This window comes from Micromonospora sp. CB01531 (assembly GCF_001905095.1).
Lineage (GTDB): Bacteria > Actinomycetota > Actinomycetes > Mycobacteriales > Micromonosporaceae > Micromonospora.
Genome location: NZ_LWLS01000105.1, coordinates 196959 through 209953, shown reverse-complemented (window position 1 = coordinate 209953; position 12995 = coordinate 196959). Strand labels below are relative to the sequence as shown.

Annotated in this window: 16 protein-coding genes; 11 read left to right on the top strand and 5 right to left on the bottom strand. The window is 71.0% G+C overall.

The annotated features are described in order from the left end of the window. The first annotated feature begins 42 nt into the window (after nucleotides 1–42). The 4 genes from A6A27_RS32540 (at nucleotide 43) to A6A27_RS32530 (ending at nucleotide 2264) form a co-directional block, all read left to right on the top strand. Nucleotides 43–702: a DNA alkylation repair protein gene (locus A6A27_RS32540; protein WP_198940550.1), complete on the top strand. Its 660-nt coding sequence runs from the start codon at nucleotides 43–45 to the stop codon at nucleotides 700–702. Between the two features lie 11 nt (nucleotides 703–713). Next, entirely contained in the window at nucleotides 714–854 is a 141-nt protein-coding gene (locus A6A27_RS44570) for a hypothetical protein (protein WP_158074097.1), read from the top strand. 138 nt (nucleotides 855–992) lie between these two features. Beyond that, nucleotides 993–1895 (top strand): MarR family winged helix-turn-helix transcriptional regulator, encoded by a 903-nt coding sequence (locus A6A27_RS32535; RefSeq protein ID WP_073838449.1) that lies wholly within the window; start codon nucleotides 993–995, stop codon nucleotides 1893–1895. A gap of 21 nt (nucleotides 1896–1916) precedes the next feature. Beyond that, nucleotides 1917–2264, top strand: a complete 348-nt coding sequence (locus tag A6A27_RS32530; RefSeq protein ID WP_073838448.1) for a Stf0 family sulfotransferase — start codon at nucleotides 1917–1919, stop codon at nucleotides 2262–2264. A 66-nt stretch (nucleotides 2265–2330) separates the two neighbouring features. Here A6A27_RS32530 and A6A27_RS32525 read toward each other — a convergent pair whose 3' ends face one another. After that, on the bottom strand, nucleotides 2331–3164 hold the full coding sequence (locus A6A27_RS32525) for an alpha/beta fold hydrolase (protein ID WP_073838447.1): 834 nt from the start codon (nucleotides 3162–3164) through the stop codon (nucleotides 2331–2333). A gap of 240 nt (nucleotides 3165–3404) precedes the next feature. On the opposite strand from A6A27_RS32525, the gene A6A27_RS32520 reads away from it, so the two are divergent. Continuing rightward, nucleotides 3405–3920, top strand: coding sequence for a DinB family protein (locus A6A27_RS32520; RefSeq protein WP_073838446.1), 516 nt, complete (start codon nucleotides 3405–3407; stop codon nucleotides 3918–3920). 102 nt (nucleotides 3921–4022) lie between these two features. Continuing rightward, nucleotides 4023–4682, top strand: coding sequence for a TMEM175 family protein (locus A6A27_RS32515; RefSeq protein WP_073838445.1), 660 nt, complete (start codon nucleotides 4023–4025; stop codon nucleotides 4680–4682). Between the two features lie 267 nt (nucleotides 4683–4949). Here A6A27_RS32515 and A6A27_RS32510 read toward each other — a convergent pair whose 3' ends face one another. The 4 genes from A6A27_RS32510 to A6A27_RS32495 all read right to left on the bottom strand — a co-directional run bounded on the left by A6A27_RS32510 (nucleotide 4950) and on the right by A6A27_RS32495 (nucleotide 9808). Continuing rightward, on the bottom strand, nucleotides 4950–6536 hold the full coding sequence (locus tag A6A27_RS32510) for a DHA2 family efflux MFS transporter permease subunit (protein WP_073838444.1): 1587 nt from the start codon (nucleotides 6534–6536) through the stop codon (nucleotides 4950–4952). 688 nt (nucleotides 6537–7224) lie between these two features. Next, on the bottom strand, nucleotides 7225–7788 hold the full coding sequence (locus A6A27_RS32505; RefSeq protein WP_073838443.1) for a GerMN domain-containing protein: 564 nt from the start codon (nucleotides 7786–7788) through the stop codon (nucleotides 7225–7227). Beyond that, nucleotides 7785–9137, bottom strand: coding sequence for a sensor histidine kinase (locus A6A27_RS32500; RefSeq protein ID WP_073838442.1), 1353 nt, complete (start codon nucleotides 9135–9137; stop codon nucleotides 7785–7787). Before A6A27_RS32500 ends, A6A27_RS32505 begins: the two co-directional genes overlap by 4 nt. Beyond that, entirely contained in the window at nucleotides 9134–9808 is a 675-nt protein-coding gene (locus A6A27_RS32495; protein ID WP_073838441.1) for a response regulator transcription factor, read from the bottom strand. The genes A6A27_RS32500 and A6A27_RS32495 overlap by 4 nt, the downstream gene beginning before the upstream one ends. A 203-nt stretch (nucleotides 9809–10011) precedes the next feature. Between A6A27_RS32495 and A6A27_RS32490 the strand changes: the two genes are divergently transcribed. The 5 genes from A6A27_RS32490 to A6A27_RS32470 all read left to right on the top strand — a co-directional run bounded on the left by A6A27_RS32490 (nucleotide 10012) and on the right by A6A27_RS32470 (nucleotide 12983). Continuing rightward, nucleotides 10012–10383: an STAS domain-containing protein gene (locus A6A27_RS32490; RefSeq protein WP_241825552.1), complete on the top strand. Its 372-nt coding sequence runs from the start codon at nucleotides 10012–10014 to the stop codon at nucleotides 10381–10383. 30 nt (nucleotides 10384–10413) lie between these two features. After that, nucleotides 10414–10773 (top strand): GlsB/YeaQ/YmgE family stress response membrane protein, encoded by a 360-nt coding sequence (locus A6A27_RS32485; RefSeq protein ID WP_073838438.1) that lies wholly within the window; start codon nucleotides 10414–10416, stop codon nucleotides 10771–10773. After that, on the top strand, nucleotides 10770–11396 hold the full coding sequence (locus A6A27_RS32480) for an STAS domain-containing protein (RefSeq protein ID WP_073838437.1): 627 nt from the start codon (nucleotides 10770–10772) through the stop codon (nucleotides 11394–11396). The genes A6A27_RS32485 and A6A27_RS32480 overlap by 4 nt, the downstream gene beginning before the upstream one ends. Further along, nucleotides 11390–11698, top strand: a complete 309-nt coding sequence (locus A6A27_RS32475; protein ID WP_073838436.1) for a BON domain-containing protein — start codon at nucleotides 11390–11392, stop codon at nucleotides 11696–11698. The genes A6A27_RS32480 and A6A27_RS32475 overlap by 7 nt, the downstream gene beginning before the upstream one ends. A 313-nt stretch (nucleotides 11699–12011) precedes the next feature. Then, nucleotides 12012–12983 carry an ABC transporter permease gene (locus A6A27_RS32470; protein ID WP_073838435.1) on the top strand — a complete coding sequence of 324 codons (972 nt, stop codon included), beginning with the start codon at nucleotides 12012–12014 and terminating at the stop codon, nucleotides 12981–12983. Nucleotides 12984–12995: the final 12 nt, after the last annotated feature.

Here is a 12995-nt window from a genome sequence, read left to right as displayed (position 1 = left end):
GGACGGGAGGCTGAGGTGGCCGAGACGACGCTGAGCGAGACGATGGTGGCCGAGGTGATGGCCGAGTTGGCCGAGCTCGAGGACCCGAAGACACGCGAGGTGAACGAGAAGCACGGTGACGATCACGGTGTGCACCTCAGCAAGCTGCGCGCGCTCGCGAAGCGGCTGAAGACGCAGCAGGAACTCGCGTGCCGGCTCTGGGAGACGGATGACACCGCGGCGAGGCTGCTGGCGATCCTGATCTGCCGCCCGAAGGCGTTCGGGCGTGACGAATTGGACGTCATGTTGCGCGAGGCGCGCACACCCAAGGCGCACGACTGGCTCGTGAACTACGTGGTGAAGAAGAACCCGCACTCCGAAGAGCTGCGCCTGGCCTGGTTCGCCGATCCGGATCCCGTGGTCGCCAGTGCCGGCTGGGCGCTGACCACCGAACGCGTGACGAAGAAGCCCGAGGGCCTCGACCTCGCAGGACTGCTCGACGTCATCGAGGCGGAGATGAAAGACGCCCCGGATCGCCTGCAGTGGGCGATGAACGAGTGCCTGGGTCATATCGGGATCGAGCACGCCGAGTACCGCGCCCGTGCAGTTGCCATCGGTGAGCGCCTGGAGGTGCTCAAGGACTATCCGACATCCGCGGGCTGCACGTCTCCGTTCGCGCCCATCTGGATCAACGAGATGGTGCGGCGACAGCACGACAAGTAGGAAGCCGGCTGGTGCTGGCCTCGGTGGGTTGCACCCGTGGGGGCCTCTGTCCGGGCCTGCTCGACGGCATCCAGGACCTGCCGCCCGAGCACCTGCACGGCTCCGAGTTCCACGAGGAGTACCTGTGCTGTGCGCCCGACCCGGGCGGCTGACCGGCCCTGGTTGATTCTGCCCGGCACGATGCACAGGACCTTCCCCAGCGGAGTGGCTGGTCGCGATGGTCGACGAGTTCCTCGAGGTCTGACGGATCAGGCTGGCGACGCCGCATATACCTGACTAAGGTCAGGTATATGGATGCCGAGCTCATCGCCGCCGTGCGGCGGTTCAACCGGACGGTGACCCAGCGGGTGGGGGCGCTCGACGACGAGTACATGGCCCGCGGACGGCCCCTCGCGCAGGCGCGGCTGCTGTGGGAGATCGGCCCCGGCGGCGCCGAGGTCGCCGCGCTGCGCGCGCGGCTCGGCCTGGACTCGGGCTACCTGAGCCGACTGCTGCGCACCCTCGAGGGCGACGGGCTCGTCACCGTGGGGCCGGCCGACCAGATCGGCGGCGACGGGCGGGTACGGTCCGCCGCGCTCACCGAGACCGGCCAGGCCGAGTGGACGGAGCTCGACAAACGCTCCGACGAGTTCGCCTGGACCTTCCTCGAGCCGCTCAACGCGCACCGCCGCCAGCGGCTCGTCGCGGCGATGGCCGAGGTCGAGCGGCTGCTCGTCGCGTCGATGGTGGTCATCGCGCCATGCCCGCCGAGCGACCCGCGCGCCCGCGCGTGCGTGCGGGCCTACGCCCGAGAGGTCGCGCGACGGTTCGACGCCGGCTTCGACCCGGCCCTGAGCAACCCCGTCCACGACGACGCGCTCGTCCCACCCGCCGGCGTGTTCCTGCTCGCCACGCTCAACGACGAGCCCGTCGGCTGCGGCGCGGTGAAACTCCACCGCGACGCACCCGCCGAGATCAAGCGCGTCTGGGTGTCCGACGCGGTGCGTGGACTCGGGCTCGGCCGGCGGCTACTGGGCGAACTGGAACGCTATGCCGCCGACCGAGGCTGGAACGCCGTCCGGCTGGACACCAATCGCAATCTCACCGAGGCGATCGCGCTCTACCGCGCCGTTGGATACCGCGAGATCGAGCCCTACAACACCGAGCACTACGCCCACCACTGGTTCGAGAAGAGCGTCCCTGACGGCACCTGACGCTGCCGGCACGCAATTCGGTTGCCGGTAGCCGGGCGGTGCGATTGCCTTCGCGGGGACGGAGAGATCAGTGGCAACACCGGTACCGGCGCCCCACCCCACTTCGACGCGGACGGCATCACGCAGTACCTCACCATGATCCGGCGGCACAACGCGGCCTGGGCAGCGTGGTTCGCCTCGTGGGGAATCCGACCGCACGTCGTGCGCTACGAGGACCTGGACCGGGACATGGTCGCCACCACACGCGGCATCCTCGGCTTTCTCGGCCTCGACCTTGAGGCCGGACGCCCCATCACTGCCCAGCATCACCGGCAGGCCGACGACCTGAACCGACAGTGGATCAAGCGGTACCGCACCACTCGATCGTGAGGGCAGTCGCTCACATCGCCAACGCGGTAGCACCACGACCTCGCGGCCGTACGGTCGTGCCTCTCCTCAGCGTTGCTGATCGTCGAGGAAGGCGAGGGCGACCTCGGCGAACAGTGGCGAGCTGAAGATGTTGTAGTGGGTCAGGCCGGGCAGGATCGCGAGGGCGTGCCCGCCCTTCGGCCGGCCCTCCCCCATCCACCCGCCGTCGCGCAGACCGCCGTCGAGCAACTTGAAGACCTCGACGTAGTGGCTCGGCGGCGCCATGTCGGCATCGGCGGCGACGATCATCGTCGGCACCTGGAGGCCGCAGATGTCCTCGGTGAGGTCGAAGTCCTGCGCCATGGCCTCGCCGATCTTGTCCAGCAGCAGTGGGAAGTCCTCGGGGCGCGGCGCCACCCGCTGGTATAGCTGGTACATCGGCGTGTCCTTCATGAACTCGGCGGCGGCGGCGCTCACCTGTCCCTGCTGCGCCCGCATCTCCGGGTAGATCGCGTCGGACCGGATGTGCGCCGAGGCGGCGACGAGCCGGCCCACCTTGCCCGGGTATCGGGCTCCGGCACGCAGCGCCACCCCACCGCCGAGGGAGTAGCCGACCAGGTCCGGCTTCTCCAGCGCGAGGTGGTCGATGAGCGCCGCGATGTCGTCGGCCATGAACCAGATGTCGAGGGGTCGGTCGATGTCGGCGGTCCGGCCGTGCCCCTGCAGGTCGACGGTGATGACCTGATGGCGCGCGGCGAGCACGGGCAGCGCCGCTCCGAACATCTCGCCCGACCCCAGGCCGCCGTGCAGCAGGATCAGCGGGCGCCCGGACCCGTGCGTCTCGTAGTAGAGGTTGATGCCGTTCACTTCCGCGTACTGGCCGGCGCCCTTGGCCTCGGTGGTCCATTCGGTGGCGGTCACGGTGATCCTTCCGTCCTGGCTCCTGGTGCGGTGCGGATGTCCGTCCGCCCGGCAGGCTCGGAGACGGCCCATCGGCGGTCTTCCGGCGGGGGCGGCCATCCCACCTTACGTAGGCAACATGGCGCGTGGGGGGAGGCCGCGCTACGCGTTGTCATCGGCCGTCGAACGGTCGTGGGCCGGCCGGCCGCTCGACGTCGCGGTGCGCGAGGACGGCGGGGAGGGTGCCGGTACCCTGGGCGGATGGATCGGTGCGACGAGTGCACGTTCGTGTACGCGAGCGTGTCCGGCCAGGACCTGCCGCGGCTGCTGCGTGGGCTGCGGGCGCGCTACTCGGCCGCACTGAGCGAGGTGCCGGACCTACGTCGACGACCGGCCCCGGGCGTGTGGTCGCCACTGGAATACACCTGCCATGTGCGGGACGTGCTCCGTGTCCAGGGTGAGCGGCTGGCGCTGGCCCTCACCGTCGACGCGCCGGAATTCACGCCGATGGGGCGCGACGAACGCGCCATCGCCGACGCCTACAACGAGCAGGACCCCAGGGTGGTGCTCGACGAGCTGGCCGCGGCGGCCGACGACCTGGCCGCCCGGTTCAGCCTGCTCGGCCCATCGGAGCTGGCCCGCACCGGCGGCTACCCCTGGCCGCAGCCACAGATCCGGACGCTGCTCTGGCTCGGTCAGCACACGATCCACGAGGGCGAACACCACCTGCTCGATATCCACCGGGCCGCCCGGTCACCGACCGCCGGCGAGGTCTGATCCGCTCCCCCGCCGTCAGGCGGGCGGGGGAGCGACAAGATGAGCCCGGGCGGTTCAGCCAGGCCGGCCCGAGAAAACTGCCCGATTCGCCAGAATCAGGGCATGAACGACGAGCCAGCCGAAGCCTGCCAACGGCAGAACGTCGACGGCCACCAGAGCCGGAGCCGCACGCTGCAACGGGTCATCGCCTTCACCGACGCGGCCGTGGCCATCGCCCTGACCCTGCTGGCGCTCCCCCTCGTCGACTTCGCCGACCAGAGCACCGCCCGGCAGTCGGTGGCCGACCTGGTCCACCAACACGTGGGCGACATCCTCTCCTTCGCCGTGTCGTTCCTGGTCATCGCACTGTTCTGGCGAACGCACCGACAACTGTACGAACGGCTCGTCGACTACGACGAGGTCCTCGTCGTGCTGAACACGATCTGGCTGATGCTGGTGGTCTTTCTGCCGTTTCCCACCGCGCGGCTGTTCGTCGAGACACGCCTGCGCGCCGATTCCGCGGTCTTCTACGTCGCCAACATGCTGGCCATCAGTCTCCTTGCGCTCGCGCAGACCTGGTGGATCGGCCGCCGCCCCTCGCTACGCACGTCACCGGATCCGGAGGCGTCTCCGGCGCTGCTGCCGCCTGTGGCGCTGTCCGTGGTCTTCGCGGGCGCCACGCTGGCCGCCGTTGTTTCGCCGACCGGCGGCCTGGCGCTGATCGTCCTCGCGCCGGTGGTGCAGTCCGCGGCCGTCCGACTCCCCAGGTCGACCGGCGGCTGAGCGCGGCGGCCGGACCAGCCCGCCAGGGTGGCCCGGGGCCGGTGATGCCGAGAGCAGCCAGCCGGACGGTCGCGAGCTGTGGCGGCACGATCAGGCAGCCCGGCAACCGCGCCGGGCGGCCGCCGACGGCCGTGCCGGTAATCGCGCCTGCCACACCTCCAGACAGTGAGACGGCCGGGGCTGCCAGGAATCCTGGCAGCCCCGGCCGCAGCGTGGATCGGGCCCGGCCGTCGGGCCACCCGGGGTGCCGGGCGGCCCGACGGCGGATCAGTGGATGACGACCGGCGCCGGCGTCTGCTCCGTCTGCTGCCCGTCGAGCGGCTGCGACGGCTTGCGCCAGCGGGGCAGGAACGCGGCCGGGATGAACGTGGTCAGCACCAGCGCGAACCCGACCCAGAACGTGGTGGCGAAGGAACTGGCGGCAAAGTCCAGCCCGCGCTCGATGAGCTGCGCGGGCACCGGGAACTGCCGGAGGAGATCCGGCTGCAGCTGCGCCGCGATGGCCAGGCCGGACTCGGTGACCGGCTTGCCGCTGTTGGGGTCCACCGCACCCGGGATCGGCTGGGAGCCGTTCAGCTCGCTGGTGAGGATCACCGACATCACCGCGGCGCCCACGGACCCGCCGATCTGCTGGAGGATGTTGACCAGCGTGGAGCCGCGGGCCACCTCCTGCGCGTGCAGGGTCTTCAACGCCGAGGTCATGATCGGCATCATCGTGCCGCCCATGCCCAGACCCATCACGAACAGCGAACCGCAGAGCAGCCAGTACGAGGTGTGCGGGTCGATCTGGGTGAAGGTGAAGAACCCGGCGGCGATGAGCACCAGCGCGAACGGCACGGTGCGGCCGACGGGCACCCGGTCGGCCAGCATCCCGGCGATCGGCATGGTGAGCATCGCGCCGATGCCCTGCGGCGCCATCAGCAGCCCGGCGGTCAGCGTCGATTCGCCGCGGATCTGCAGGAAGTAGCTCGGGAACAGCAGGCCGGCGCCCATGAACGCGATGATGAACACGAACAGGGTCACTGACGCGATGGTCAGGTTGCGGTTGGCGAACAGCCGCAGGTCGAGCAGCGGGTGCCGGGGCTTGAACGAGTAGACGATGAAGCCCACCACGAGCGCGGCGCCGACGAGCATCGGCGCCCACACCTTGGTCTCGGCGATCGTGCCGGCCTCGGGCAGCGAGGAGATGCCGTAGAGGAACAGGGCGAGGCCCGGGGAGAGCATCAGCATGCCGATGAAGTCGAACGACTCGGACGGCTCGGGGTTGTCCTTCGGCAGGGCCAGCTGCGCGTAGACGAGCGCGATGACGCCGATCGGCAGGTTGATCAGGAAGATCCAGTGCCAGCTCGCGGTGTCGATCAGCCAGCCGCCGAGGATCGGACCGCCGATCGGACCGAGCAGCATCGGGATGCCGAGGACGGCCATCAGTCGGCCGATCCGGTGCGGGCCGGCGGCCTTCGTCATGATCGTCATGCCCAGCGGCATGAGCATGCCGCCGCCGAGCCCCTGAAGGACGCGGTAGGTGATCAGCTGGTTGATCGAGTCGGCGGTGGCGCACAGCCCGGACCCGATCGTGAACAGCGCCAGCGCGATCATGTAGAGGCGCTTGGTGCCGAACCGGTCGGCGGCCCAGCCGCTGAGCGGGATCACCGTGGCCAGCGCGAGCGTGTAGGCGGTCATGGTCCACGCGACTCGGGCGTAGGTGGCGTCGAACTCGCTCTGGAACGTCGGGATCGCGACGCTGACGACGGTGACGTCGAGGATCGACATGATCGCACCGAGAACGACGACTCCCGCCACCGTGAGAACGCCGGCGTCGAGCTTGTCCGATGTCGCGGCGGGTTGCTGGGTCACTAACAGTCTCCTGGGTTCGTGTTGATCGGGGGCGGTGGCGGCACCGCGCTGGCGAGCACGGGAAGTCACGGGAGGGGCGACGTCCGCTGGCACAGTAGCGACTGCGGGCGACAATTCGCGCTCGGATTCTCCGTGACCACCCACACTGGTTGGCCCGGTCAGCGCCGGCCGCCGGCGAGCCCACGCCCTGCGCGTCGCCGCGCCCCGAGTCTGGGCGCCCCACCTCAGGCCGGCACCGTACCGCGGCGGACCCGCAGCCGTCCGCCGTATCGTGCTTTGCGCCGGCTGTGAGACATCGACGGCTGACCTGTCGTGTCGTCCGGGTACACCGCGCATCGGTGGCAAGCCGCGCTGGTCAGAGCGCTGTTTGCACCGCCCCTGGAACCTCGATCCAGCGCCGGAGGCAGGCCCGGCCGGGGGTGCGCGCGGCCGCGGGCCACGGCCGGCGCGGCGCCTCAGGTCTCCGCTCACGACCGATGGCGCGGGGCGGAAGGCGGGCGGGACGACACCTGGGCGCGCCCGTCTCCCGCCGCCTTCGGAGGCGACACCGCCACCGTGATCCTCAGCACAGCGGCGGTTCGGCGGGTACCAGCACCGTCCCGTGCCGCCGGTCCGCCGCCACCGTCCGCCCGGCAGGCGGTCGGCCGACCAGCCGCCGGCTCCGCCGGTCAGGTTGTCCCGGCGCGGGTCACCGCTGCCGGGTGAGCGGCAGGTAGTCGGCGGCGGTGAGCGGCTGTCGGGACAGGGAACCGTCCGCGCGGGGCACGTCCAACGGCCGCCCGGCCCGCTGGAAGGACACCCCGTCCACGTCCTGCCGCCTGGTGAGCGTGCAGACGATCTGACCGAAGGCGAGGATCTCGTCGCTCCGACCCGTCTCGTCAACGGCTTCCTGGATGTCGACCTCGACGAGTCGGCCGTTCACCCGGGCCCCGGCCACCACGACCGTGCCCGGCAGCGCGCTGGTCAGGCCGCTGTCCCGTTCCGTGCTCGACGGCCCGGCGAGCAGGTGCTGCAGGTGGACGTCGACCGGGGGAAGCGCGTCGATCCGGCGCACCATCGGGTACAGCCGGTCGTCGCGGACGAAGCAGAGCGTCTCGTCCACCCGGCCCACCGATCCGGTCGGCGTGCCGGTCACCGGTGCCGGCTGCCGTCCGCGCGGTACCTGCACCGGGCGGGGGGACTCGTCGATGGGCACCCCGCACCCGGCGAGCAGGACCACGACGAGCAGCAGGGCCCGGGACGCCCGGCTCACGGCAGGCTCCCCGGCAGCTCCACCCGGAACCGGGCGCCGCCGCCCGGCCGGTCCGTCACGCTCGCCCGGCCGCCGTGCGCGGCGGTGTGCTGGGCGACAAGTGCCAGGCCGAGACCCGTGCCGTTGGTGTCCGCCCGGGCGTGGGCGGCGCGGCCGCGGACGAAGCGGTCGAAGATGATCTCGCGGTCCTGCACCGGCACGCCGAGGCCTTCGTCGTCGACCTCGATGACCCCGGTGCCGTCCTGCACCTGCAGGTGCACGGCGACCGGGCCGCCCCCGTAGCGGACGGCGTTGTCCAGCAGGTTCAGCAGGATCTGCTCAACCCGGCGCCGATCGACCAGCCAGCGGCTCGGTGTGCCGGGCGGGATGCGGACCAGGTCGCCGGGCAGGGAGCGGCTGCGGCACGCCTCCCCAGCCAGGGCCGCCAGGTCGACGGTCTCGCGCTGCGCGGGCCGTTCGGTGCGGGCCAGCTGCATCAGGTCGTCGACCAGGCGCTGGAAGCGCGCGACCTCGTCGGCGACCAGGCCGGCCGCGGTGGCGGTGCGCTCGTCGTGGTGGTCGCGGCGGCGGGTGAGCACGTCCGCGGCGGCGGCCAGGGTCTGCAGCGGCGACCGCAGTTCGTGGCTGACGTCGGCGGCGAACCGGCGGTCCCGCTCGATCCGCCGGACCAATTGGTCGACCATGTGGTTGAACGAGGTGGAGAGCCGGGTCAGGTCCGGGTCGGTGGTGGGGTCGAGGCGGGTGCTGAAGTCACCGGCGGCGATCCGCTCGGCGACGTCTGCGACGGCGGTCAACGGGCGCACGCTGTGGCGGGTGGCGTACCAGCCGAGGGCGGCGCCGGCGCCGGCGACCATGATGCCGACCGCGGTGAGGGTCAGCGCCATCACCTGGAAGGTCTGCTCCACCTCGCGCAGCGACGTGAGCTCGTAGTAGCCGGTGGACGCCGACAAGGGAACTCCGACGAGCAGGGTGGGCTGGCCGTCGAGGCGTACCCGCTGCACGCCGGGCTCCCCGGAGCGGACCAGCTGCTGCAGCTCGCCGGGGATGGAAGTCGCGCCGATGTCCGCCGAGCGGCCGTACCAGCGGCCGTTGAAGTACAGCAGCGGCCGGCGGATACTGCCGGTGTCCAGGGAGCGCAGCACCTCCACCACGTCGGGGGCGTCCGTGTCCAGCCCGGTCCGTACCACGGCCGCGTCGAAGTAGGCCGCCCGTACCGCCGCCCGTTCCCGCTCGTCGAGCAGCGACCGGCGGGTCAGGTCGTAGGAGAACAACGCCATGGACGCCGCGAGCAGTGACGCGCCGACCGCGAAGGCGGCGGTGACCCGGGCACGGAGTCCGAGGCGGATCATCGCTGAAGCTTGTAGCCGAGGCCACGCAGCGTGACCAGGTGCCGCGGGTTCGCCGGATCGGCCTCGATCTTCTGCCGCAGCCGCCCCACGTGCACGTCGACCAGCCGCTCGTCGCCCGTGTCGTATCCCCAGACCCGCTGCAGCAACTGCTGCCGGGACAACACCCGACCGGCGTGCTCGGCCAGTTCGCAGAGCAACCGGAACTCGGTGCGGGTCACCGCGACCCGCTGACCTGCCCGGCGTACCTCGCCGGCGTCCGGGCTGATTTCCAGGTCACCGAAGACCTGCGCGGGGACCGGCGCCACGAGCGCGCGCCCCCGCCGCCGCAGGGCCCGCAGCCGGGCCGACAATTCCTTGATCGCCACCGGCTTCACCAGGTAGTCGTCGGCACCCGCCTCCAGCGCGGCGACGATGTCGTGGGTGTCGTCCCGGGCGCTCACGACCACGATGGGCACGTCGTCGTCGCGGCGCATCTGCCGGATGCACTCGAAGCCGTCGAGCCCCGGCAGCATCAGGTCCACGAGCACGTTGTCGGCCGGGTTCTCCCGCTGCCGCCGCAGTCCCTCCTCCGCGGTCGCCGCGCCGTGCGCGGTGTAACCCTCCTCCTCCAAGGCGAGCAGCAGCGCGAGCCGGATCCGGTCGTCGTCCTCGATCACCAGTACGGCCGTCATACGGGCATCATCCACGGACCGCTGGCCGTGACCCAACCGTGTCAGCCGTTCCCGGGTTTTGTCACACAACTGTCATGAAACTGCGGACTCCCCTCCAAGGTCGCCGCACAGGCTGGTGAACCAGCCGGACAACACGCACGAAAGCAGGAGACATGACCGGGCCGCAACCGCCTCCGCCGGAATGCGCCGTGCCGCTGGTCGAGGTGGCGATCACCGAGGAACTGGACCTGGCGCGCCTGTCCGAGGTCAGTCACATTCTCGATCGAATCCTGTCCCTGCGACCCGCCGAGGTGGTGATCGACCTGTCGGGGTGCCGGCACATCGACGCCGCGGGCATCGGACTGCTGCTCGACGTGCACCGGCGCATGCTCCGCCGACAGGGCGCGGTCAAGCTGCGCAGCCCCAACCCGCGCATCCGTCGAATCCTGGAAACGGCCCGGCTGGACCAGGTCCTGCCGATCCTGGATCCGCCCGGGCGGTCCCGCTCGGGTGTGGTCGACCAGGACGCAACCACGCAGCGTCCGACGGGGGGTCCCGTTGCTCAAGGACGAGCGACGGTCACCGTACGTTCCTGAGGCCGGCGTACGCCCGGCGAGGAGGCAGCAGTGAGTGGCAGCGCGCTCATCAGCGCACTCACCATCGGGCTCGCCGTCGGCCTGGCTGGTCGGCTGCTCGTGCCGGGGCGCAGAGTGGCGCCGGTCTGGCTGACGGTCGCGCTCGGCGTGGCCGCCGCGCTGCTCGGTTCGGTCGTCATCCGCCTCCTCGGCGCCGACCTGGCCGAACTCACGGTCCTGCGGCTGGTCGCGCAGTCGGGCTTCGCAGGTGTCGCGGTGGTCCTCGCCGTGGTAACCGCCGAGCGGCAGTCGCGGCGTGACGCGTACGCACCGCTGTTCCGCGCGTCCGCTCCGGCGCCGCCGCCCTCCAGCGCCGCCGACGAGCGGAGAGAACGAGAGGATGGGTTATGACGGTCGTGCCGGCCGATCACCTGATGACTCTGATCTGCGACGGCTGTGGTGACACCGTCACTGCGGCGGCGAGTGTCCTGCCCGACGCGGAGGTCGTCTGGACGCTGGTGTTCGACAACGGCTGGGTCGGCTCGCCCTTCGCCTCCGGCCCGCACCACTGCCCCCGCTGCACCCTTGCTGCCGAGCTGGGCGGGGCGAACGCGGGCTCCAGAAGGTCGACGGCCGGGCTGGGCATCGACTATCTCGACGAGGTCGCTGCCGCACCCGCCGCGCGGGCCGCCGATCCGGCCGAGGCGGTGCGCCGGGCGCTGGCGGAGGCGATCCACCTCGGTGACCACGTCCTCGTGGACCTCAGCGAGGTGGAGGTGGTCGACCCGGCCGGGCTCGGTCTGCTGGTCCGGGCGCACCAGGAGGCCAGGCAGCGGGCCGCGGTGCTGTGTCTGGTGGCACCCACCCGGTTCGTCCTCACGGTTCTGCACACGATGCGGCTGGACGACGTCTTTCCGCTCTACGAGAGCCGGGCGGCCGCCCTGCGTGACCTGGCCGACCCCGCGTCGGCCGGCACGGCGCCGGTGGGCCGCGAGCCGGTTTCGCCATCGACAGTCAAGGAGTCGCCATGGTGATGCCCTGGGCATTTCCGCCGTTCCCCGACGACAACCCGTCCCAGCCGACGAACGAGGAGTCGGCGCAGGAGAGCGAGGATCTCCGCCTCGCGGCTCTGGTGGCGCAGCGGCTGAGCATCGACTGGATCACCCGGCGCCAGCAGATCACCATCACGGTGCAGAACCGGGTGGTGATCCTCGCCGGGATGGTGGCCAACGTGGAGACCCGCCGGGCGGCCGGCGAGCTGGCGTGGGAGGTTCCCGGCGTCGTCGACGTCTGCAACGCGCTGCAGCTGTACGGCCAGCGGCGAAGCCGCCGCTGACCGGTCGGCAGCTCAGCCGTCGCGCCGCGTATCGGGACCGGTCCCGCGGACTGGTTGACCGGTGCCGGGCTGAACGCGCCCGCGTTGTGGGCGGCGAGGCCGGCGGGGGCGAGCCGGTCCACCGATGGTGGTGGCGGTAATGACCGCGGTGCCCGACTCGCCGCTCGCCACTGCTGATGGTTGTCAAACGTTCGTCCGATGCGCAGCGTGCACCACGCCGTTACCGTGTGGGCATCGTGGTCGATTCCTGATACTCGGATGTTTCCCGACGAGCCTGCTGGTGGCGCCACCGGCCCGGACCGGAGGATTCGCGATGAGTGACCCGAGTGCCTCGCTGGTCAGCACCCCGCGTCCCGAGCAGCCGAGCGAGACCGGGGCACCGACCGCCGGCCTGCCGGAGTCCGCGCGAGAGCAGCAGCCGCGTGGCCTGCTGGGTGACGCGTGGCGGGATCTGCGCCGCAAGCCGCTGTTCTGGATCTCCGCCACGTTGATCCTGGTCTTCGTGCTGATGGCGGCCTTCCCCTGGCTGTTCACCTCCGGCGACCCGGTCAACGGCGACCTGGCACACAGTCGCGTCGATCCCTCGGCGTCCGCCTGGTTCGGCTACGACGTGCAGGGTCGGGACGTGTACGCGCGCACCATCTACGGTGCCCGGGCCTCCATCATGGTGGCGCTGCTCGCCACCATCGGCACGCTGCTCATCGGCGGCACAATGGGCATGGTCGCCGGTTACCGCGGCGGCTGGGTCGACAGTCTGCTCTCCCGCATCGCGGACGTCTTCTTCGGCCTGCCGTTCATGCTCGGCGCCATCGTCATCCTGACCACCTTCAACGGCTCGGGCACGGACAACAGCGAGTCGCAGATCATGGGCCTGGTCATCGTCTCGCTCGTGGTCCTGTTGTGGCCGGTGGTGATGCGGTTGATGCGCTCCTCCGTGCTGGCCACCAAGGAGGCCGACTACATCCTGGCCGCGCGGGCCCTGGGCGCCGGCACCGGCCGAATCGTCCTCAAACACCTGCTGCCGAACTGCGTCGCGCCGCTACTGGTGTACGGGACGATCATGATCGGCTCCTTCATCGGCGCCGAGGCGACCCTGTCCTTCCTGGGCATCGGCCTGAAGACCCCGGTCGTGTCCTGGGGCATCATGATCAGTGAGGCGCAGAACTACATCCGGGTCTCGCCGTACCTGCTCCTGTTCCCCGCCGCGTTCCTCGTCACCGCCGTGCTCAGCTTCGTGATGCTGGGCGAGACGGTCCGCGAAGCCCTCGACCCGAAACTGCGGTGACCGCGGGCGATC